The organism is Limimonas halophila, from assembly GCF_900100655.1.
GTDB lineage: Bacteria > Pseudomonadota > Alphaproteobacteria > Kiloniellales > Rhodovibrionaceae > Limimonas > Limimonas halophila.
The window spans coordinates 25671-45443 of sequence record NZ_FNCE01000011.1 but is presented as its reverse complement, the minus strand read 5'-3'; the positions used below and the strand labels follow the sequence as shown (position 1 = coordinate 45443).

The window sequence follows — 19773 nt, the reverse complement described above, 5'->3', positions numbered from 1 at the left end:
CGGGGGCGGTGCGCGCACGACCTGTGGTGAAGCCGATGTACTCGCATACGACGCAGGACATCCGCATCACGGTGCAGCCGTACTACCTGGACGATCAGTCCTCGCCCAGCGAGGAGCACTATGTCTGGGCGTACCACGTGAAGATCGAGAACGTGGGCGAACGCACGGTCCAGCTCCTGAAGCGGCACTGGCAGATCACCGATGCCCGCGGCTGCATTCAGGAGGTGCGCGGCTCCGGCGTCGTCGGGGAGCAGCCCGTGCTGGAGCCCGGCGAGAGCTTCGAATACACCAGCGGGACCCCGCTCGCCGCACCCTCCGGCGTCATGGTCGGCACCTACGAGATGGAGGCCGACTCCGGCGAGCGCTTCGACGTGGACATTCCGCCCTTTTCCCTGGACAGCCCCCACCAGCCGGTCCAACTCAACTGATCGCCGGCGCCCGGCGCGGTGCCCGCCGGCCCATTCACGAGCCGAGGACGCACAACGTGAACGACAGCCAGGCCACGCATCCGGCCGCGACCGGCGGCGATCAGCTCACCGAAGCCGCGGACACGGCCCGCCCCACGCGCGATGAAGCCGAGCAGGCGGTGCGCACGCTGCTGAAGTGGGCCGGGGACGACCCGGACCGCGAGGGGCTGCTGGACACCCCCAAGCGCGTCGCGCGCGCCTACGAGGACTGGTTCTCCGGCTACTTCGAGAACCCGGTGGAGATCCTCCAGCGCACCTTCGAGGAGGTCGAGGGCTACGACGAGATGGTCGTGCTGCGCGACGTGCGCGTGGAATCCCACTGCGAGCACCACCTCGCGCCCATCATCGGCCGGGCGCACGTCGCCTACATGCCGAGCAAGCGCGTCGTCGGCATCTCCAAGCTCGCCCGGGTGGTGGAGATCTACGCCAAGCGCATGCAGATTCAGGAAAAGCTGACCGCCCAGATCGCCAACTGCATCAACGAGGTGCTGGAGCCGCGCGGCGTCGCCGTGGTCGTCGAGGCCGAGCACCAGTGCATGACCACGCGCGGCATCCAAAAGCCGGGCGTGACCATGGTGACCAGCCGCATGCTGGGCTCCTTCCGCAAGAACGAGGCCACGCGGCGCGAGGTGCTCGCCTTCATCAGCAATTCCGGCGGCGCCGCGCACCACGTGGGCTGAGCCGGGGCGGCCGGGGCGGCGGACCGCGCGATGATCGACCTGCGCCCCGTCCTCTTCGTCATCGGCATCCTGTTGTCGGTGCTGGCCGCCGCCATGCTGGTGCCGGCGGCCGTGGACCTGGGCTACGGCAACCCGGACTGGCAGGTCTTTCTCGCCAGCGCGGCCGTGACCGTCTTCGTCGGCGTGTCGCTGATCCTCACCACGCGCACGGGCTGGGAAGGTTTCAACATCCGCCAGGCCTTCCTGATGACGGCGCTGGCGTGGGTCGCGATCGCGTTCTTCGGCGCGCTGCCGCTGGTGTTCTCGCGCCTCGGGCTTGGCTTCACGGACGCTGTGTTCGAGGCGATGTCGGGCGTGACCACCACGGGCTCCACCGTCATGTCGGGGCTGAACGACGCGCCCCCGGGCATCCTGATCTGGCGCGCCGGCCTGCAATGGCTGGGCGGCGTCGGCATCATCGTCGTGGCGCTGGCGGTGCTGCCCGTGCTGCGCGTCGGCGGCATGCAGATGTTCCGCGTGGAAGCCTTCGACGCCGACAAGGTGCTGCCGCGCGCGGCGCAGCTCGCGGCCGGCATCGCCGGCATCTACATCGGGCTGACGCTGCTGATCGCGCTCGGCTACGGCGCCTTCGGGATGAGCGGCTTCGACGCCATCGCCCACGCCATGACCTCGATCGCCACCGGCGGCTACGGCAATTACGACAGTTCGTTCGGGCAGTGGACCGCGCCGGGTATCCACTACGTCGGCGCTCTGGCGATGATCGCGGGGTCGCTGCCGTTCGTGCAGTACCTGCGCGCGGTGCGCGGGGACGTCCTGGCCCTGGCGCGTGACCGCCAGATCCAGTGGTTCCTCGGCATCCTGCTGGCCGCCGCCGCGGTGGCGTGCCTCTCCATCTGGGACAACGGCCACCTGCCGTGGCCCGACGCGATCCGCCACGGGCTGTTCAACGTCGTTTCCCTCATGACGGGGACGGGCTACGCCTCCGCCGATTTCGGCGCGTGGGGCAGCTTCATCATGGTGCAGGCGCTGATCCTGATGTTCATCGGCGGCTGCGCCGGCTCGACCACCTGCGGCATCAAGATCTTTCGATTCCAGATCGTCTACGCCGAAGCGCAGGTGCAGGTGCGCCGGCTGATGCACCCGAACGGCGTCTTCATCCCCTACTACAACCGCCGGCCCATTCCCGACCGCGTCGCCCAGGCGGTGATGGGCTTCTTCTTCGTCTACATGATGAGCTTCGCCGTGCTGGCGATGCTGCTGGGCCTCTTGGGGCTGGACGTCATCACCGCCATCTCCGGCGCAGCGACGGCGATTTCCAACGTCGGCCCCGGTCTGGGCCCGGTGATCGGCCCCGACGGCAACTTCGCGCCCCTGCCCGACCCGGCCAAGTGGCTGCTGTGCTTCGGCATGCTGCTGGGCCGGCTGGAACTGTTCACCGTGCTGGTGCTGTTCGCGCCGAGCTTCTGGCGGGGGTGACGGCCAACCGCGGCGCAGCGCCGGCCGGATCCATCACCAGGTGATTTCCCAGTTCAGCTTCAGCTCGTGGGCCTCGCCGAACTCCCCGCGAACTTCGAGATTGCCGTCCATCCACGGCACGGCGTAGGCGAGCGACGCCGAGGGATCGCGCGCCGTGCCGGCACCGAATTGCAGCGTGAGGTCGTCGCGGTCGGTGAGGATGCGCCGCGATCGGAGCTTCAGGTCCAGGCGCGTGCGCGGATCGGCCGACGCAAGGCGTGTGCGCACGCCCGCCTGAAGGCGCGTGTGGCTGCCAAGCCGAAGCCGGGCGCCGCCCTCCAGCGCGATCCGGCCGTCATGGGTCAGCGCACGGGCGGCGAACCGCTCGGTGCCGAGTTCGAGGCCGCCGGCCACGTTGCCATCGCGCATCCCCACCGCCGCCGAGACGTTCTGTCCGTTCAACGCAAAGCCGCTGGCCTTCCCCAGAAAGCTGCTAGCTGCGTGGGCGCCCGGCGCGCGGGCGGAAAACACCTCGTCGAGCCCATCCTTGTAGCCCATGCGAAAGCCGAAGCCCTCGAAGTGGCCGCCGGCCGTCACGCGCGGGTTCGCGATGTCGCCCGCCGAAAACTGAACCCGTCCCGTCAGCGGGCCGTGCGCCACCGCTCCGGATGTCTCGGAAAGCTCGGTAACTTCAAATGCGTTCACCGCCGAAACTGACAATATTGAATAAACTAAAATCCCGAAGATGCGGACGACCGCCCACATCCATCCTTCCTCCATGGCAATTCGCCGGATACCACCCGAAGGAAGCTGATACAGGATGGGATCGATTGGATTAAGACATTCAAATTAACTTAACAATTTTCGTGTTTTGTTTAAACGGGACGACGGGCGATCACGCCAGCGGCCCGGCCCGTGCACGCTCCACAGCCTCGCGACTCCCCGTTACGCCGTCACCGGCGCCGAGGTTGCGATGCACGCCGTTCCGTCCGGTTGTGGGCCACCGTTCTGCTCGCGGCGCCGACGCCCTCGCCAAGCCCGGGGTCGCGGCCGGGAAATTGCCCAGTGGCTTGTGTTGATCCGAAAGGGGTGGGCGTATCAGGCTTGTCGCATGCAGCTTGCCCGCAAAATCCGAGTCGCGCGCGGCGTGCCGCTGGCCGCGCTGCTTGCCGTGAGCGCACTGCTCGCCTGGCCCGTGCGGCCGGCGGCGAACCCGCTGGACGAGGTCACCTTCTACACCGAGCAGTTCCCGCCGCTGAATTTCCGCCAAGACGGCCGACTCAGAGGCATCGCGGTGGACATCGCCGAGGCGGTGCTGAAGAAGGCGGGCAGCAACCAGCGGCGCGGGGATTTCCGGCTCGTGCAGTGGTCAAAGGGCTACGGCCGCGCCATGGCCCGGCCCGACACCGTGCTTTTCTCCACCGCGCGCGTGCCCGAGCGCGAGGACGATTTTATCTTCGTGGCGCCCTTCGCGCCGGCGCGCCTGGTGCTGTTCGTGCGCGAGCGCATCTCGCCCAAGCCCTCCAACGTGCGCGAGCTGATCCGAAGCGGGATCGAGGTCGCCGTGTTGCGCGACGACGTGGGCCAACAGGTGCTCCAGCGGCGCGGGGTGCCGCGCGCCCAGTTGGTGACGACGGGGAGCAAGGCCAGCGCGATCGAACTGCTTCGGCGCGAGCGCGCCGACGCATGGGCCTATTCCGCCAACGCCGGGGCCTACGCGCTCCAGCAGCACGGCCTGCGCGACGCCTACGCGATCACGCTGACGCTCAAGTCCGGCGCCAACTACTTCGCCTTCAATCCCGAGACCGACCCGGCCGCCATCCGCGCCTTCCGCAACGCCTTCTACGCCCTCAAGCGCGAAGGCCGGATCGCCGAAATCCGCAACCAGTACGTGCGGTAGAGCGAAGCCGCGTTTCCGGCCACCTGCGCGAAGCACTGCAAGTGGGCCGAGATGCAGTCCGTCTGCACGCGCCGAGTGTCGCATGATACAGGCTTCCAACAATCGCTTTCCATTATGAGAGACCCATTCGTCTCAGCATTACGCCAGTGTCGAATGACAGACGCTTCCAAAGATCATTTTTGGTCAGTGAGTAACCCGTTCGTCGCCGTGCGACGTGGGTGTCGAGTGACAGGCGCGATAAAACACGCTCGTGTTTTGGTCTTGAGAGACCCATTCATTTCGGTGCGACGCCGATGTCGAATGACAGATGTTTTCAAAGATCATCTTTGGTCGTGAGAGACCCATTCATCTCGACGATACGCCGGTGTCAAATGACAGATGGGGTAAAACTGCCAATCAGTTTTTTAGAAGCCCTGGACGCCGGTGTTGGTGGAGTATTCCCAGTGCAGGGCCTGGTCGGGGTGGACGCGGCCGTGGATGTCGTGGGCGGCGAGCGCGGCTTCGGAGAAGCCGCAGAGGATGAGCTTGAGCTTGCCGGGATAGGTGGCGACGTCGCCGATGGCGTAGATGCCGCCGACGCTGGTGGCGCAATTGGACGGGTCCACGAGCACGCGGTTGCGCTCCAGGTCCAGGCCCCACTCGGCGATGGGGCCGAGCTTGCTGGACAGCCCGAAGAAGGGGAGCAGCGCGTCGACGTCGAGGCGGCGTTCCGCGCCGTCGAGGGTGGTGACGCTCACGCCCGTCAGCCGGCCCTGATCGCCGTGCAGGGCGTGGAGCTGATAGGGCACCACGAGTTCGACGCGGTCGTCCTCGGCCTCGGCGAGGGCGCGCATGCGGGCGACGCTGTCGGGGTGGGCGCGGAACTTGTCGCGCCGGTGGACGACGTAGATCTTCTCCGCAATGTCGGCGAGCGCCAGCGTCCAGTCCAACGCGGAATCGCCGCCGCCCGCGATGGCGAGGCGCTGGCCGCGGAAGTCCTCGCGCCGGCCGACCATGTAGTGCACGCCTTCGCCCGGCCCCTGCTGCTCGTAGACGGGCAGGTCGTCCAGCGGCGGGCGCTTGGGGCCGAACGCGCCCGCGCCGGCGGCGATGACAACGGCCGTGCAGCGGATGCGCGTGCCCGCGTCCGTGCCGACGAGCCAGCCGCCGACGGCGGGTTCCAGCGTCTCCACGCGCTGACCCAGGTGGTAGCGCGGCTTGAAGGGCGCGGCCTGGGTGGCGAGGCGTTCCACCAGCCCGCTGGCGCTGATCTCGGGATAGCCGGGGATGTCGTAGATGGGCTTTTCCGGGTAGAGCGCCTGGCACTGCCCGCCGATCTCCGGCAGGGCGTCGACGACGTGCGCGCGGATGCGCAGCATGCCGAGCTGAAACACCTGAAACAGCCCGACCGGCCCCGCGCCCACGATCACCACATCGGTTTCGTGAAGCGCGCCGTCGTGCGCGGTGCTGTCGTGTGCGTCGGCGTGACTCATGACATCATCCGATCGAATGCCGGCGACGTGAGGTAGGCGGCATGGCGGCGCTTCGCAAGCGTCTTGCCGCGGCGCGGGCACCGGCGCTACACCGTGCCGCGCCAAGGTGGGAGGACCCCGTCATCGCCAACGCGCGCGCCGTCGTTGACCTGCCCGACGAGGCCGCCACCGCCGCGCTCGGCGGGCGGCTGGCACGCGTCCTGCGGGCGGGCGACGTGGTGGCGCTGCGGGGCGAACTGGGCGCGGGGAAGACGGCCCTGGCGCGCGCGGTGATCCAGGCGCTGCCGCTGCCGGACGGGGCACCCGCCGAGGAGGACGTGCCCAGCCCCACCTTCACGCTGGTCCAGACCTACGCGCGCCGGCCGGCGCCCGTGTGGCACATCGACCTCTACCGCCTGAGCGAGCCCGACGAGGTGATCGAGCTGGGCTGGGACGAGGCCCTGGCGGACGGGATCGTGCTTGTGGAATGGCCCGAGCGGGCCGGCACCCTGCTGCCCGCCGCGCGCCTGGACATCGAGCTGGCGGACGCGCCGGCCGGCGGGCGCACGGCGACACTGATCGACATCGGCGGCTGGTCCGAGCGGCTAAAGGAGGTTGCCGGGGATGGCTGAGCGCGCGGACGCCCTGACCGCCTTCCTCGCGGATGCGGGCTGGCACGACGCGGCGCGCGAGCCCATGGGCGGCGACGCCTCGGCGCGGCGCTACGAGCGATTGTCGGGCCGCGCGCGCACGGGCGTGCTCATGGACGCGCCGCCGCCGGAGGATGTGCGCCCCTTCGTCCACGTCGCCGGGGTGCTGCGCGGGCTGGGCTTCAGCGCGCCCGCGATCGAGCACGCCGACCCCGAAAACGGCTTCCTGGTGCTGGAGGACTTTGGCACGCGCACGATGGCGGCGGCGCTGGCGGACGGCACGCCCGCAGAGCCGCTGTACCGCCTGGCCACCGACACCCTGATCGCGCTGCACCGCTGCGGCGTGCCCGGCGAGGCGGCGGTGCCGAGCTACAGCGTCGATCGCTATCTGGACGAGGCGCGGCTGCTCACCGACTGGTTCTGCCCGGCGGTGGGGGTGTCGCTCTCGCGCGCGGACGTGGCGGCCTACGAGGGCGCGTGGCGGGAGGCGCTGGCGAACGCCGACCTGAGCCCGCGAACGCTGGTGCTGCGCGACTACTTCCCCGACAACCTGATGCTGTTGGAGCGGCCGGGCGTGCGGGCGTGCGGCCTGCTGGACTTTCAGGACGCCGTGACCGGGCCGGGCGCCTACGACCTCGCCTCGCTGCTGCAGGACGCGCGCCGCGACGTCTCCCCCGCCATTGAGCAAGCGATGCTGGCGCGCTACCTGAACGCCTTCCCGGAGACCGACGCGGCGGCCTTCCGCACCGCCTACGCCGTCCTGGCGGCCCAGCGCCACGCCAAGGTGATCGGCATCTTCACCCGCCTGGCCTACCGGGACGGCAAGCCCGACTACCTTCGCCACATTCCGCGTGTGTGGCACCATCTGGAAAGCTGCCTCACCGCACCGGCGCTGGCGCCCGTGGCGCGCTGGCTGGATGCCCGCGTGCCGCCGGGCGCGCGCCGCCAACCGGAGGAGTCGCCCGCATGAAGCCGACCACGGCGATGGTGCTCGCGGCCGGGCACGGCACGCGCATGCGCCCGCTGACCGCCGACACGCCCAAGCCGCTGCTGCCCGTGCTGGGCACACCGCTGATCGACTGGACGCTCGACCGCCTCGCCGCGGCCGGGATCGAGCGCGTGGTGGTCAACGCCCACCACCTGGCGGACCTGCTGGAGCAACACGTCAGCGCCCGGACGCGCCCCGCGATCACCGTGGTGCGCGAGCCCGAGCTGCTGGACACCGGCGGCGCGCTGGTGAACGCGCGCGCCCAGTTCGGGGACGAGCCGTTTTACGTCGTCAACGGCGACGTGCTGTGGCTGGACGGCGTGACGCCGGCGCTGACGCGCCTCGCCAACGCGTGGAAGGACAGCCACACCGACGCCGTGCTGCTAACCGCGCCCACGGCGCGGGCCTACGGCTACCACGGCGCGGGCGACCTGCACCTGGACTTCGTCGGCCACGTGGCCTGGCGCCACGAAACCGAGGTCGCGCCCTTCGCCTACGCGGGCGTGCAGCTGCTGCACCCGCGCCTGCTGGACGGCCTCGCCGCCAAGCCCTTCCCCATCACCGACGTCCTGCGCGCCAGCGACCGCGTCTACGGCGTGCCGCACGACGGGCTGTGGTTCCACATCGGCACGCCGGACGACCTGAAGCGGGCGGAAGCCGAGCTGATCGACCTCGGCTTCCACGCGCCCGAGGCGGCCTGACGGCATGGCCGGGGGCGCGCCCGCGCTCTACACCATCCCGCCCGGCGCGCCCTTCGCCGACGCGCTCGCGGAAGGGCTGCTCGCCCAGGCGGGCGGCGATGCGCTCGACCTGGCGCGGGCGACGGTCATTCTGCCCACGCGCCAGGCCTGCCGCACGCTGCACGAGGCGTTTCTGCGGCAGGGCCACGGCACGGCGATGCTGCTGCCGCGCCTGATCGCGCTGGGGGACGTGGACGCCGAGGAACTGCTGATCGGCGCCGACGCCGCGCTCGCGGCCGGCGGGCTGAGCGCGCAGATTCCCGAGCAGATGGCGGAAGCGCGCCGGCGCCTGCTGCTGACCCGCCTGATCCGGCAGTGGGGCGAGGCCAGCCCCGACGCCGAAACCCCGACGATCGAGCGCGCCACGCGCCTCGCCGCCGAACTCGCCCGCCTGATGGACCAGGCGGAGAACGAGGGGTTGACCCTCAACCGGGACGTGCTCGCGCGCCTCGCCCCCGAGGAACACGCCGGGCACTGGCGCCTGACGCTCGACTTCCTCACGATCGTCACCGAATGGTGGCCCGAGATCGCGCGCGAGGAAGGCGGCCGCGGCCCGGCCGAGCGCCGCCGCCGCCTGCTGCACGCCCAGGCCGAGGCGTGGCGCGCCGAACCGCCGCAGGGGCCGGTCGTGGCCGCGGGCGCGACGGGCGCGATGCCGGCCGCGGCGGCGCTGCTGGACACCGTGGCGCGCCTGCCGCAGGGCTGCGTCGTCCTGCCGGGCCTGGACCGCACGGCCGACGCCGAAACCTGGACGGCCGTGCACGACGACCCCACGCATCCCCAGCACGAGATGGCGCGGCTGCTCGCCTTCATGGGCGTGGACCGCGAGGCGGTGGGCGCGTGGCGGGCCCGGGGCGGGGAGCCGACGCCCCCGGCGCGGGCGGAGCTGGTCAACCTCGCCCTCAAGCCCGCCAGCACCACCCCCGGCTGGCGCGCGCTCACCGACGCGGGCGAGGCCGAGCGCGAGCGCCTCAAGCTCGGGGTGAAGACCGTGTCGCGCGTGGACTGCCCCGGCCCGCGCGAGGAGGCCGCGACCATCGCGCTCATGCTGCGCGAGGCGCTGACCGTGCCCGGCAAGACGGCCGCGCTGGTGACGCCCGACCGCGGCCTTGCCCGCCGCGTGGCCAGCGAGCTGCAGCGCTGGGGCATCGAGGTGGCGGATTCCGGCGGCACGCCGCTGTCGGACACCGCGCCCGGCACCTTCCTGCGCCTGACCGCGCGCATGCTGGCGGAGGGGCTGGCGCCGCTGCCGCTGCTGGAAGCGCTCAAGCACCCGCTGGCGGCGGGGGCGATGGACCCGGGCGCGTTCAAGGCCCGCGTGCGCCTGCTGGAAACCGCGGTGCTGCGCGGCCCGCGCCCCGAGGCCGGCTTCGACGCCCTGATGACGGCGGTCGAGGGCAGCCGGCACGCCGCCCGCCTCAAGCCCTGGCTGGAGCACCTGCGCGCGCTCGCCGCCGACGCCCTGGACGCGCTTTCGGCCGAGTCCGTGGGGCTGGACCGCGCGCTCGACGCCCACATGCGGTTCGCCGAGGCCCTGGCGAGCACGGACCGCCAGCCGGGCGCGGCGCGGCTGTGGGCAGGCGACGCCGGGGAGGAGGCCGCGGCCTTCGCCGCCGAGGTCACGCGCGCGGGCGACGCCGCGCCGCCCATCGCGGGCGAGGGCTACCCCGGCGTGCTCGACGGGCTGATGCAGGGCCGCGTGGTGCGCCCGCGCCACAGCGGCCACCCGCGCCTGGCGATCTGGGGGCCGCTGGAAGCGCGCTTGCAGCGCATGGACCGCATGATCCTGGGCGGGCTGAACGAGGGCACCTGGCCGGCGGAAAGCGACCCCGGCCCGTGGCTCAGCCGGCCCATGCGCACGCAGCTCGGCCTGCCGCCCGTGGAGGCGCGCATCGGCCTGATGGCGCACGACTTCGCCCAGGTCTTTTCCGCGCCCGAGGTAGTGCTGAGCCGCGCCACGCGCGTCGAGGGCACGCCGACGGTGCCTTCGCGCTGGCTGCTGCGTCTGGACGCCGTCTTGGACGCGCTCGCCCCCGACGGCGACACCGCCGTCACCCGCCTGCGCGCCGGGGAGCGCGCGTGGCTGGACTGGGCCGAGCAGCTGGACCGGCCCGCCGAGCGCGTGCCCACGCCGCGCCCGCGCCCCTGCCCGCCGGTGGATGCGCGCCCGCGCAAGCTCTCGGTGACGCAGGTGGAAACCTGGCTGCGCGACCCCTACGCGCTCTACGCCGAACACGTCCTGGGCCTGCGGGCGCTCGACCCGCTGGACGAGGACCCGGGGGCGGCCGAGCGCGGCTCGATCATCCACTGCGCCCTGGCCGAGTTCGTTGCGGCCTACCCGGACGCCCTGCCCGCCGACCCCGCCGGGGAGCTGGAACGGCTCGGCGCCCTCGCCTTCGAGCGCGAGCAGGTGCGCCCGGGCGTGCGCGCCTTCTGGTGGCCGCGCTTCCGGCGCATCGCCCGCTGGGTGGCCGAGCAGGAGCGCGCGCGCCGCGCGGACGGCGTGCGCCTGTGGCCGGAACACCGCGGCAGCCTGGAGCTGGACGTGCCGGGCGGCTTCCGGCTGACCGCGCGCGCCGACCGCGTGGAGCACTGGCCGGACGGGCGCATCGCGCTGCTGGACTACAAGACGGGCACCGTGCCCTCGGCCAAGCAGGTGCACGCGGGCGCCTCGCCGCAGCTGCCGCTGGAAGCCGCGATCGCCCGCGCCGGCGGCTTCGGGGAGGTGCCGGCCGGCGCCATCGCCGAGCTGGTGTACTGGAAGCTCACGGGCGGCGATCCGCCGGGCGCGGTCCAGTCGGTGGGCGGCAAGGAGCCCGACGCGCTGGCGGACACCGCGCTCGCCGGGCTGCGCGCCCTAGTCCAGGCCTACGACGACCCGGCCCGCCCCTACATCGCCCGCCCGCGCCCCGCGCTGGCCCCGCGCCACACCGACTACGACCACCTCGCGCGCACCCAGGCCTGGGCGGGGGATGCGTGACGCGGTGCACAGCCTCATCCCTCCCAGCCACCCGCGGGGTGGCTGGGCCCCTCCCTTCTCCCGCCGGGAGAAGGGTTGGTCGGCGCTTTCCGCGAAGCGCGGGAGCCGAACGCAAACCCTCTCCTTCAGGAGCGGGTCGATGACCCGCCAGGGTCATCGGGGTGAGGCTGTGCCCTGGCGGCGGCAACATCCCGCGTCCGGATCGGCCATGAGGACCGGCCACGCCACATGACGGGACAGAACGACCCCCACCCCGACACCCTGCGCGGTGAACGCGAGGCGCGCGCCGCCGAGCACCAGCGCGCCGCCAGCGACCCCGATGCCTCGGCGTGGGTCACGGCCTCGGCGGGCACGGGCAAGACCAAGGTGCTCACGGACCGCGTACTCAACCTGCTGCTGGCGGGCACCGAGCCGGAGCGCGTGCTCTGCCTGACCTTCACCAAGGCGGCGGCGGCGGAGATGCGCAACCGCCTGGCCGAGCGCCTCGCGGCCTGGGCCGTCGCCTCCGACGCCGAGCTGACCGACTGGCTCACCGCGCTGACCGGCGAGACGCCCGACGCCAGCCGCCTGCGCCGGGCGCGCGAGCTGTTCGCGCGCGTGCTCGACACCGCGGGCGGGATGAAGATCCAGACCATCCACGCCTTCTGCCAGACCGTGCTGGCGCGCTTCCCGCTGGAAGCCGGGGTGCCGCCGCACTTCCAGGTCATGGACGAGCGCTCGGCCGCCGAAACCCTCCAGGCCGCGCGGGAATCCGTGCTGCTGCACGCGGGCCGCGGCGACCCGCGCCTCGCCGACGCGCTGGCGGCGGTGACCGCGCACGCGGGCGAAAGCGGCTTCGACGAGTTGCTGGGCTCGCTGCTCAACCACCGCAGCCGGCTGGTGCGCCTGCTGAGTCGCGAGGGCGGCGTCGACACCGTCATCGCCCGCATCTTCGACCACCTGGGCGTCCACCCCGAGGAAACGCCCGACAGCGTGCGCCGCGACGGCTGCGCGCCCGATGCGGGCGACGGGCCGGACGAGGCCGCGCTGCGCCTCGCGGTCGAGGCGATGAAGCAGGGCACCGCCAAGGAGGCCGGCAAGGCCGACGGCCTGCGCGCTTGGCTGGACGCCGATGCGGCCCGCCGCGCCGAGCGCTACGGCGAGCACCGCGCGCTCTTCCTGACGCAGGCCGGCGAGGTTCGCAGCACGCTGCTCACCAAGGCGGCACGCGAGGTGGGCGGCGCGCAAGCGGCGATGGAGGCAGAGGCCGAACGGCTGCTGCGGCTGGAAGCGCGCATGAACGCGGCCACGGTGGCCCACGCCACCACGGGGCTGCTGCGCCTGGGCGCGGCGGTGCTGGACGCCTACCACGCCCGCAAGCGCGCCCAAGCGCGCATGGACTACGACGACCTCGTGCTCACCGCGCGCGACCTGCTGTCCCAGCCCACGCGCGCGGCCTGGGTGCTGTTCAAGCTGGACAACGGGCTGGACCACGTGCTCATCGACGAGGCCCAGGACACCAGCCCGGAACAGTGGGACGTGGTGCAGGCGCTGACGGCCGAGTTCTTCGCCGGCGAGGGCGCGCGCGAGGCGGGGGCGCGCAGCGTCTTCGCCGTCGGCGACGCCAAGCAGTCCATCTATTCCTTTCAGCGCGCCGACCCGGCCGCCTTCGCGCGCATGCACGACCACTTCGCCGAGCGCGCGCGGGACGCCGAGCAAGCCTGGCGGCCCGTGAACCTCCAGGTGTCCTTTCGCGCCACGGACGCCGTGCTCTCGGCCGTGGACGCCGTGTTCGCCCGCCCGGACGCCGCCGAGGGCGTGGTCGAGGGCGACGAACGGCTGCGCCACGATCCCGTGCGCGTGGGCCACGCCGGGCGCGTGGAACTCTGGCCCACGGTCGCACCCGCCGGCGAAAACGAGCACGACCCCTGGCAGCCGCCCGACGAGCCGGAACCCGACGCGCCGCCGGCCACGCGCCTCGCCCGCCTGATCGCCGCCCGCATCGCGGGCTGGGTGGGCGGCGACCCCGACGGCTGGCTGGCCGCGCGCGGGCGGCAGATGCAGGCGGGCGACGTGCTCGTGCTGGTGCGCCGGCGCACCGCCTTCATGGGCGAGTTGGTGCGCGCGCTGAAGCAGCGCGAGGTGCCGGTCGCGGGCGTGGACCGCATGGTGCTCACCGAGCAGCTGGCGGTGCGCGATCTCGTGGCGCTGGGGCGCTTCCTGCTGCTGCCCGAGGACGACCTGACGCTCGCCTGCGTGCTCAAGGGGCCGCTGATCGCGCTGGACGAGGACGCGCTCTTCGCGCTGTGCCACGGACGCAAAGGCACGCTCTGGGACGCGCTGCGCGACCGCGCCGGGGAGCGTGCGGATTTCGAGCGCGCCTTCACGCGCCTGAACGAGCTGCTGGACCGCGCCGACTTCGTGCCGCCGCACGAGCTGTTCGCCCGCATCCTTGGGGCGGAAGGCGGGCGCGCGGCCATCCTGGCGCGCCTGGGCGCGGAGGCGAACGAGGCCATCGACGAGTTCATGCAGCTCGCCCTGGCCTACGAGCGCGAGCACGTCCCCTCGCTGGAAGGCTTCCTGCACTGGCTGGAAGCGGGCGCGCAGGAGGTCAAGCGCGAGGCCGAGCACGCCGGCAACGCCGTGCGCATCATGACGGTGCACGGCGCCAAGGGCCTCCAGGCGCCGGTCGTCATCCTGCCCGACACCACCCAGCCGCCCGAGCAGCGCGAGAAGCTGCTGTGGGACGAGGCGACCGGCCTCGCCCTGTGGCCGCCCAAGAAGGCCTACGAGGAAGCCCAGAGCACGGCGCTGCGCGAGGCGGCTGAAGCGAGCCAGGCGCGCGAGTACCGCCGCCTGCTCTACGTCGCCATGACGCGCGCCGAGGACCGCCTCTACGTCACCGGCTGGCGCACCAACAAGACGCCGAGCGGCACGGCCTGGTACGACATGGTCGCCGAGGGCCTGGCGGACGTCGCCGAGCCGGTGGATTTCGACTTCACCGCCACGATCCCCGACGGCTGGACCGGGGAGGGCCTGCGCCTGGACACGCCGCAGCGCGCCGCGCCCAAGGACCCCAAACCGCCCCGCGCCGAGGGCGAGAGCGCGGGCGAGCTGCCGGACTGGGCGCGCACGCCGCCGGCCGCCGAGCCGCGCCCGCCGCGACCGCTCGCCCCCTCGCAGCAGTCGGAACGCGAGCCGCCCGTGCGCTCGCCGCTGCAACCGGGCGAGGCCGACGCTTTCCAGCGCGGGCGACTGGTCCACCGCCTCTTGCAGACGCTGCCGGACCTGCCGCCGGATCAGCGCGGCGAGGCCGCCGACCGCTTCCTGGCCGATCCGGCGCATGGGCTGAGCTCGGGCGCGCAGCGCGAGCTGCGCGACGAGGTGCTGGGCGTCGTCAACGCGCCGCGGCACGCGCACCTCTTCGGCCCCGGCAGCCACGCCGAGGTGCCGGTGGTGGGCCTGCTGGACGGGCGCGAGCCGGTGTCCGGCCAGGTGGACCGGCTGGTCGTCACCGACACGGCCGTGGTGATCGTCGACTACAAGACCAACCGCCCCCCGCCCGCGCATCCCGAGGAGGTGTCCGAGGTCTACCGCCGCCAGCTCGGCACCTACGCGCGCCTGCTGGAACAGGTCTATCCGAGGCGGCGCGTGGAGACCTGGCTGCTGTGGACGGACGGGCCGACGCTGATGCCCATCGAGCCCATCAAGCCGGCCTGACCGGAATTCAAGCGCGCGTGACCCGACCACCCGTGGGGGTCAGCTTGACCCCTTTCCGGGGCCTGCCTAGGTTCCGATGCAGATCATTCGGCGGCCACGGAGGGGCCCTTTCACGATGGCGATGGTACACACCAGCGACACAAGCTTCGACCAGGACGTGCTCAAGTCCAGCAAACCCGTGCTCGTGGACTTCTGGGCCGAGTGGTGCGGCCCCTGCAAGACGATCGCGCCCGTGCTGGAGGAGCTGTCCGACGAGCTCGACGACCGCCTGACGGTCGCCAAGGTCAACATCGACGACAACCCGGGCACGCCGCAGACCTACGGCATCCGCGGCATCCCCACGCTGATGCTGTTCAAGGGCGGCGAGGTCGCCGGCACCAAGGTCGGCGCGGTGTCCAAGAAAGAACTCAAGGAGTGGGTCGAGCAGTTCACCTGACCCGGTCCGCAGCGGACCTGTGAACGCCGCTGCCCGGCTCTTACAGACGCCGCTGCCCGCCCTTGGGTGGCGGCGTCTTTTGTGTCAGCCCCGCGGCGCGGCGGCCAAACCCATCACGCCGCGGCCGGCGCGTCCGGGTTGGGGAGCGTGACGTGGACGGCCGTGCCCCCGTCCGGCCGCGCCTCGATGCGCAGGTCGCCGCCGTGGGCGGTCGCCAGCGCCTTGGCCAGCGAGAGGCCGATGCCGAGCCCGGCCTGATGGCGGGTGTACGCCGTGGTCGGCTGCACGAAGGCCTGCACGGCTTCCGACGCGACGTCCTCGGACATGCCCGGCCCGTCGTCCGCCACGGTGAAGGTCACCCCGCCGCCGGTCTGCGGCGCGGCCACGACGCGCACCGTGCCTGCGGGATCGCCGTGCTGCGCCGCGTTGGCGAGCAACTCGTCGGCGATGCGCTGCAGGCAGCGGCGATCCACCACGGCCGGCATGCGCCCGGATTGCAGCTCCACGTCGATGGCGGGCGCGCGTTCCCCCGCCCGCGAGGCCGCGCGTTCGGCGGCGTCGGTGAGGACTTGGGCCGCGTCGAGGTCCGTGGGCGTGATCTCGGCCTCACCCGCCACGGCGCGCGTCAACTCCAGCAGGCGCGCCACGAGCGTCTGCATCTGCCGCCCGGTGGCGGCGAGGGTGTCGATGTACTCGCGGTAGCGCGAATCGCCCAGCGGGCCGTGCACCTCCTGCTCCAGCAGGTCGGTGAAGCCCAGGATGGCGTTGAGCGGCGTGCGCAGCTCGTGGCCGACGGTGGCGAGGAAGCTGGTCTTGGCGCGGCTGGCGGCCTCCGCCTCTTCCGCCAGGGCGTCGCTGCGTTCCACCGCCGCCTGGAGCTCGGCGTTGCGGCGCTCCAGCTCCTGCCGCAGCCAGGCCTCGTTGGCTTCGGCGGCCTTGCGCTCGGTGATGTCCACGACCGAGGCGACGACGTGCGAGCCGCTGTGCAGCTCCAGCGGCACCAGGCCGATTTCCACCGGCACGCGTGAACCGTCGCGGCGCTCGGCTTCCAGGTCGCGCTGCCGGCCCATGCTCCGTGCCGACGGCGCCGCGGCGTAGCCCTCGCGCTGACGGGCATGCCCCTCGCGGCTTTCCTTCGGCACGAGCCGGTCGACCGACATGCCCATCAGCTCGTCGCGGCGGTAGCCGAAGATGCGCACGGCCTCTTCGTTGACGAGGCCGATGGTGCCGTCCGCGTCCACCATGAGCATGCCGGCGGGGGCATACTCCACGACCTGCCGGATCATTTCCTCGCTGTCGCTGTGTTCCGCAGCATCGCGCGCCACCCCGACGAAGCCGGTGAGCTGGCCCGACTCGTCGCGCATGGGCTCAAGGCTCACCTCCATCGTGAAGGGGGAGCCGTCCGGGCGCGTTTCGCGCAACCACACGGGCCCGACGGGCTCGCCGCGCTCCAAGCCGGAGCGCAGCTGGGAGCGCTGGTGCGCGTCCGCCGCCACCTCCAGCCGGCGCAGGCTGCGGCCCGCGACGGCGCTGGCGGCGTCGCCGGTCATGGCCTCGAAGCGGGCGTTGACCGCGGTGATCCGGGGCCCGCCATTTGTGAAGTCCGCGTTGGCGAAAAACAGCGCGTCCTGGCTACGCGCGGCGGGGAGCCGCCATGGCTCGGCGGCGGCGGGGTCTGGCTGCATGCGTAGGGGTCACCGTGGCCATCTGTCGTTCACATTCCTGAAATACCGTACGCCCAAAGTGGGAATACTTTCAACCTGAAAATTAGAACGGTTGGAAATTTCGCGTGGGATGCGCGCGTCTCGGGATGGCGTCCGCCGCGCCAATCGCGGACAGCCAGTCGGCCAAGGGCGCAAAGTCCCACCGCGACTGTCTGCGTCAAGTTGAACATAGATGAACAAAACAGGGTTCTTGGTCATCGCGGGCATATGACGCACACACCCGCGCGCCCACACCACCAGCGGACCCGGCCATGAACGACTTCGGCGCCGCCTTCGCCACCGCGTTCGAGTTGATTGCCGCGCTCGACCCAGACCTCGTGCAGATCGTGCTGCTGTCCCTGCGCGTGAGCACCCAGGCCGTGCTGGTGGCGGCGGTCATCGGGCTGCCCCTCGGGGCGTTGCTGGCGATCTACCGCTTTCCCGGGCGCACGCCGGCGCTGGTGCTGCTCAACGCCCTGATGGGGCTGCCGCCGGTCGTCGCCGGGCTGGTGATCTACCTGCTGCTCTCGCGCGCCGGACCGCTGGGCGAGCTGGGCCTGCTGTTCACGCCGCGCGCCATGATCGTCGCGCAGGCGGTGCTGGTCACACCCATCGTCGCCGCGCTGACGCGCCAGGCCGTCGCCGAAACCGACGCCGTCTACCGCGAGCAGCTCGCCTCCTTCGGGCTGCGCCGGCCCGCGATGATCCACACGCTGCTGTGGGAGTCGCGCCACGCCATCGTGGTGGCGCTGCTGGCGGGCTTCGGCCGCGCCATCGCCGAGGTGGGGGCAGTCTTCATCGTCGGCGGCAACATCGACGGCGTCACGCGCGTGATGACCACCGCGATCGCGCTGGAAACCGCGCGCGGCGACCTGGAACTCGCGCTCGGCCTGGGCGTGATCCTGGTGACGCTCGCCGTGCTGGTGAACGCCGCCGCCATGGGCCTGCGCGCGCTGAGCGCGCGCGGCCAGGGGTGAGGGCCGGACCATGCCGCGCGACACCGCCCCCGAAAGCGACAACCCGCTGCTGCCCCTGGACGTGCGGGGCGTGCGCCTGCGCCGGGGCGACACGCCCGTGCTGGACGGCCTGGACATGCACCTGGCGCAGGCCACGCGCAGCGTCCTCATTGGCCCCAACGGCGCGGGCAAGAGCGTCACGCTGCGGGTGCTGCACGGCCTGATCGAACCCGACGCGGGCGCGGTGCGCTGGGCCGGCCAGCCGCCCGCCCGCGCGGTGCGCATGCGTCAGGCCATGGTGTTCCAGCGCCCCGTGATGCTGCGCCGCTCCGCCGCCGCCAACGTCGCCTATGCGCTGCGCGTCCACGGCGTGCCGCGCCGCGAGCGCCGCCGCCGCGTGGCCGAAGAACTCGACCGCGCCGGGCTGGCCCACCTCGCCCGCCGACCCGCCCCCGCGCTGTCCGGGGGCGAGCAGCAGCGCCTCGCCATCGCGCGCGCCTGGGCGACACGCCCCGCCGTCATGCTGCTGGACGAGCCCACCGCCAACCTCGACCCGGCGGGCGCGCACGCCGTTGAGGCCCTGATCGCCGAGATCCACGCCAGCGGCGCCAAGATCGTCATGACCACGCACGACATGGCCCAGGCGCGCCGCCTGGGCGAGGACGTGCTGTTCATGCACCGCGGCCGGCTGGTGGAGCACACCCCGGCCGAGACCTTCTTCACCGCCCCGCGGACGGACGACGCCCGCGCCTTCGCCGAGGGGCGGCTGCTGTTGTGACCATCCACCCCAAAACCGAAAAAGGTGCACCCATGCGCCACCTGACACGTTTCGCCGCGGCGGCATTGGCCGTGCTGGCACTGGCGGTCCAGAGCCCGGCCCAAGCGGGCGAGGACCGCGGCCACATCATCGTGCAGTCCACCACCTCCACCGAGGCGTCGGGGCTGTTCGACCACATCCTGCCCAGGTTCGAGTCCATGACCGGCATCGACGTGCGCGTCGTCGCCGTCGGCACGGGCCAGGCCATCGAGAACGCCCGCAACGGCGACGGCGACGTGCTGCTCGTCCATCATACGCCGGGCGAGCTGAAATTCGTCGCCGACGGCTACGGCGTTCGCCGCTTCGGGCTGATGTACAACCAGTTCGTCATCGTCGGCCCGAAGGCCGATCCGGCCGGCGTCAACGGCATGTCCAACGCCGCCAAGGCGCTGTCGAAGATCGCGGAGTCCGGGGCCGCCTTCGCCTCGCGCGGCGACGACAGCGGCACCCACCGGGCCGAGCTGGCGCTGTGGGACGCCACGGACATCGACGTCGAGTCCGCCGGGAGCTGGTACCGCGAGACCGGCGCCGGCATGGGCGAGACGTTGAACACGGCCGTGCAGATGGGCGCCTACACGCTCACCGACAGCGGCACCTGGCTGAACTTCGAGAACAAAGGCGACTACACGATCCACGTGAAGGGCGACACGCGCCAGCAGAACCAGTACGGCGTGATGGTCGTGAACCCCGACAAGCACGACCACGTGAAGGTGCAGAAGGCCCAGGCCTTCGTGGACTGGCTCGTGTCCGCGCCGGGCCAGCGCGCCATCGCCAGCTACACGATCGACGGCCAGCAGGCGTTCACGCCCAACGCCCGCTGATTGCGGCCACGCAGCGAGGCCGGTGACGGC

16 protein-coding genes are annotated in these 19773 nt (G+C 72.2%); 13 read left to right on the top strand and 3 right to left on the bottom strand.

All coding sequences use genetic code 11. The features are described from left to right. Window positions 1-35: 35 nt before the first annotated feature. Genes apaG through BLQ43_RS12320 form a run of 3 tightly spaced genes read left to right on the top strand, consistent with a single transcriptional unit; the run spans window position 36 to window position 2623 of the window. Window positions 36-428, top strand: coding sequence for a Co2+/Mg2+ efflux facilitator ApaG/CorD (gene apaG, locus BLQ43_RS12330; protein ID WP_090021398.1), 393 nt, complete (start codon window positions 36-38; stop codon window positions 426-428). Window positions 429-484: 56 nt separating this feature from the next. Continuing rightward, the gene (gene folE, locus BLQ43_RS12325; RefSeq protein WP_218119207.1) at window positions 485-1147 is read left to right on the top strand and encodes a GTP cyclohydrolase I FolE; all 663 of its coding nucleotides are present in this window, start codon (window positions 485-487) and stop codon (window positions 1145-1147) included. A 30-nt stretch (window positions 1148-1177) separates the two neighbouring features. Beyond that, window positions 1178-2623 carry a TrkH family potassium uptake protein gene (locus BLQ43_RS12320; RefSeq protein ID WP_090021393.1) on the top strand — a complete coding sequence of 482 codons (1446 nt, stop codon included), beginning with the start codon at window positions 1178-1180 and terminating at the stop codon, window positions 2621-2623. Between the two features lie 33 nt (window positions 2624-2656). On the opposite strand, the gene BLQ43_RS12315 is transcribed toward BLQ43_RS12320, so the two are convergent. Beyond that, entirely contained in the window at window positions 2657-3367 is a 711-nt protein-coding gene (locus BLQ43_RS12315; protein ID WP_143006278.1) for a hypothetical protein, read from the bottom strand. A 346-nt stretch (window positions 3368-3713) separates the two neighbouring features. On the opposite strand from BLQ43_RS12315, the gene BLQ43_RS12310 reads away from it, so the two are divergent. Further along, entirely contained in the window at window positions 3714-4502 is a 789-nt protein-coding gene (locus BLQ43_RS12310; RefSeq protein ID WP_176758667.1) for a substrate-binding periplasmic protein, read from the top strand. A 404-nt stretch (window positions 4503-4906) separates the two neighbouring features. Here BLQ43_RS12310 and BLQ43_RS12305 read toward each other — a convergent pair whose 3' ends face one another. After that, window positions 4907-5974 carry an NAD(P)/FAD-dependent oxidoreductase gene (locus BLQ43_RS12305; protein WP_090021385.1) on the bottom strand — a complete coding sequence of 356 codons (1068 nt, stop codon included), beginning with the start codon at window positions 5972-5974 and terminating at the stop codon, window positions 4907-4909. Between the two features lie 41 nt (window positions 5975-6015). Here BLQ43_RS12305 and tsaE point away from each other — a divergent pair, with 41 nt between their 5' ends. The 6 genes from tsaE to trxA all read left to right on the top strand — a co-directional run bounded on the left by tsaE (window position 6016) and on the right by trxA (window position 15446). After that, window positions 6016-6585 carry a tRNA (adenosine(37)-N6)-threonylcarbamoyltransferase complex ATPase subunit type 1 TsaE gene (gene tsaE / locus BLQ43_RS12300; RefSeq protein WP_090021383.1) on the top strand — a complete coding sequence of 190 codons (570 nt, stop codon included), beginning with the start codon at window positions 6016-6018 and terminating at the stop codon, window positions 6583-6585. Next, window positions 6578-7573, top strand: coding sequence for an aminoglycoside phosphotransferase family protein (locus tag BLQ43_RS12295; RefSeq protein WP_090021381.1), 996 nt, complete (start codon window positions 6578-6580; stop codon window positions 7571-7573). The genes tsaE and BLQ43_RS12295 overlap by 8 nt, the downstream gene beginning before the upstream one ends. Continuing rightward, on the top strand, window positions 7570-8292 hold the full coding sequence (locus BLQ43_RS12290) for a nucleotidyltransferase family protein (protein ID WP_090021378.1): 723 nt from the start codon (window positions 7570-7572) through the stop codon (window positions 8290-8292). The genes BLQ43_RS12295 and BLQ43_RS12290 overlap by 4 nt, the downstream gene beginning before the upstream one ends. A 4-nt stretch (window positions 8293-8296) precedes the next feature. Then, window positions 8297-11311, top strand: coding sequence for a double-strand break repair protein AddB (gene addB, locus BLQ43_RS12285; protein WP_090021374.1), 3015 nt, complete (start codon window positions 8297-8299; stop codon window positions 11309-11311). A 228-nt stretch (window positions 11312-11539) separates the two neighbouring features. After that, window positions 11540-15010: a double-strand break repair helicase AddA gene (addA, locus tag BLQ43_RS12280; protein ID WP_090021372.1), complete on the top strand. Its 3471-nt coding sequence runs from the start codon at window positions 11540-11542 to the stop codon at window positions 15008-15010. A gap of 115 nt (window positions 15011-15125) precedes the next feature. Then, window positions 15126-15446: a thioredoxin TrxA gene (gene trxA, locus BLQ43_RS12275; RefSeq protein WP_218119206.1), complete on the top strand. Its 321-nt coding sequence runs from the start codon at window positions 15126-15128 to the stop codon at window positions 15444-15446. 113 nt (window positions 15447-15559) lie between these two features. On the opposite strand, the gene BLQ43_RS12270 is transcribed toward trxA, so the two are convergent. Then, window positions 15560-17131: a PAS domain-containing sensor histidine kinase gene (locus BLQ43_RS12270; protein WP_090021369.1), complete on the bottom strand. Its 1572-nt coding sequence runs from the start codon at window positions 17129-17131 to the stop codon at window positions 15560-15562. A gap of 290 nt (window positions 17132-17421) precedes the next feature. On the opposite strand from BLQ43_RS12270, the gene BLQ43_RS12265 reads away from it, so the two are divergent. The 3 genes from BLQ43_RS12265 to BLQ43_RS12255 are packed head-to-tail and all read left to right on the top strand — an operon-like array spanning window position 17422 to window position 19743. After that, window positions 17422-18126, top strand: a complete 705-nt coding sequence (locus BLQ43_RS12265; protein WP_090021366.1) for an ABC transporter permease — start codon at window positions 17422-17424, stop codon at window positions 18124-18126. A 10-nt stretch (window positions 18127-18136) separates the two neighbouring features. Continuing rightward, window positions 18137-18883 carry an ABC transporter ATP-binding protein gene (locus BLQ43_RS12260; protein WP_090021364.1) on the top strand — a complete coding sequence of 249 codons (747 nt, stop codon included), beginning with the start codon at window positions 18137-18139 and terminating at the stop codon, window positions 18881-18883. Window positions 18884-18915: 32 nt separating this feature from the next. Further along, window positions 18916-19743: an ABC transporter substrate-binding protein gene (locus BLQ43_RS12255; protein WP_090021361.1), complete on the top strand. Its 828-nt coding sequence runs from the start codon at window positions 18916-18918 to the stop codon at window positions 19741-19743. The last annotated feature ends 30 nt before the right edge of the window (window positions 19744-19773 follow it).

What these genes read in the sequence shown, in the direction of transcription:
- apaG (WP_090021398.1), top strand. Translation starts at nt 36, where the DNA reads ATGTACTCGCATACGACGCAGGACATCCGCATCACGGTGCAGCCGTAC.
- BLQ43_RS12305 (WP_090021385.1), bottom strand. Translation starts at nt 5,974, where the DNA reads ATGAGTCACGCCGACGCACACGACAGCACCGCGCACGACGGCGCGCTT.
- BLQ43_RS12320 (WP_090021393.1), top strand. Translation starts at nt 1,178, where the DNA reads ATGATCGACCTGCGCCCCGTCCTCTTCGTCATCGGCATCCTGTTGTCG.
- addA (WP_090021372.1), top strand. Translation starts at nt 11,540, where the DNA reads ATGACGGGACAGAACGACCCCCACCCCGACACCCTGCGCGGTGAACGC.
- addB (WP_090021374.1), top strand. Translation starts at nt 8,297, where the DNA reads ATGGCCGGGGGCGCGCCCGCGCTCTACACCATCCCGCCCGGCGCGCCC.
- tsaE (WP_090021383.1), top strand. Translation starts at nt 6,016, where the DNA reads ATGGCGGCGCTTCGCAAGCGTCTTGCCGCGGCGCGGGCACCGGCGCTA.
- trxA (WP_218119206.1), top strand. Translation starts at nt 15,126, where the DNA reads ATGGCGATGGTACACACCAGCGACACAAGCTTCGACCAGGACGTGCTC.
- BLQ43_RS12310 (WP_176758667.1), top strand. Translation starts at nt 3,714, where the DNA reads ATGCAGCTTGCCCGCAAAATCCGAGTCGCGCGCGGCGTGCCGCTGGCC.
- BLQ43_RS12265 (WP_090021366.1), top strand. Translation starts at nt 17,422, where the DNA reads ATGAACGACTTCGGCGCCGCCTTCGCCACCGCGTTCGAGTTGATTGCC.
- BLQ43_RS12290 (WP_090021378.1), top strand. Translation starts at nt 7,570, where the DNA reads ATGAAGCCGACCACGGCGATGGTGCTCGCGGCCGGGCACGGCACGCGC.
- BLQ43_RS12295 (WP_090021381.1), top strand. Translation starts at nt 6,578, where the DNA reads ATGGCTGAGCGCGCGGACGCCCTGACCGCCTTCCTCGCGGATGCGGGC.
- BLQ43_RS12260 (WP_090021364.1), top strand. Translation starts at nt 18,137, where the DNA reads ATGCCGCGCGACACCGCCCCCGAAAGCGACAACCCGCTGCTGCCCCTG.
- BLQ43_RS12270 (WP_090021369.1), bottom strand. Translation starts at nt 17,131, where the DNA reads ATGCAGCCAGACCCCGCCGCCGCCGAGCCATGGCGGCTCCCCGCCGCG.
- BLQ43_RS12315 (WP_143006278.1), bottom strand. Translation starts at nt 3,367, where the DNA reads ATGTGGGCGGTCGTCCGCATCTTCGGGATTTTAGTTTATTCAATATTG.
- BLQ43_RS12255 (WP_090021361.1), top strand. Translation starts at nt 18,916, where the DNA reads ATGCGCCACCTGACACGTTTCGCCGCGGCGGCATTGGCCGTGCTGGCA.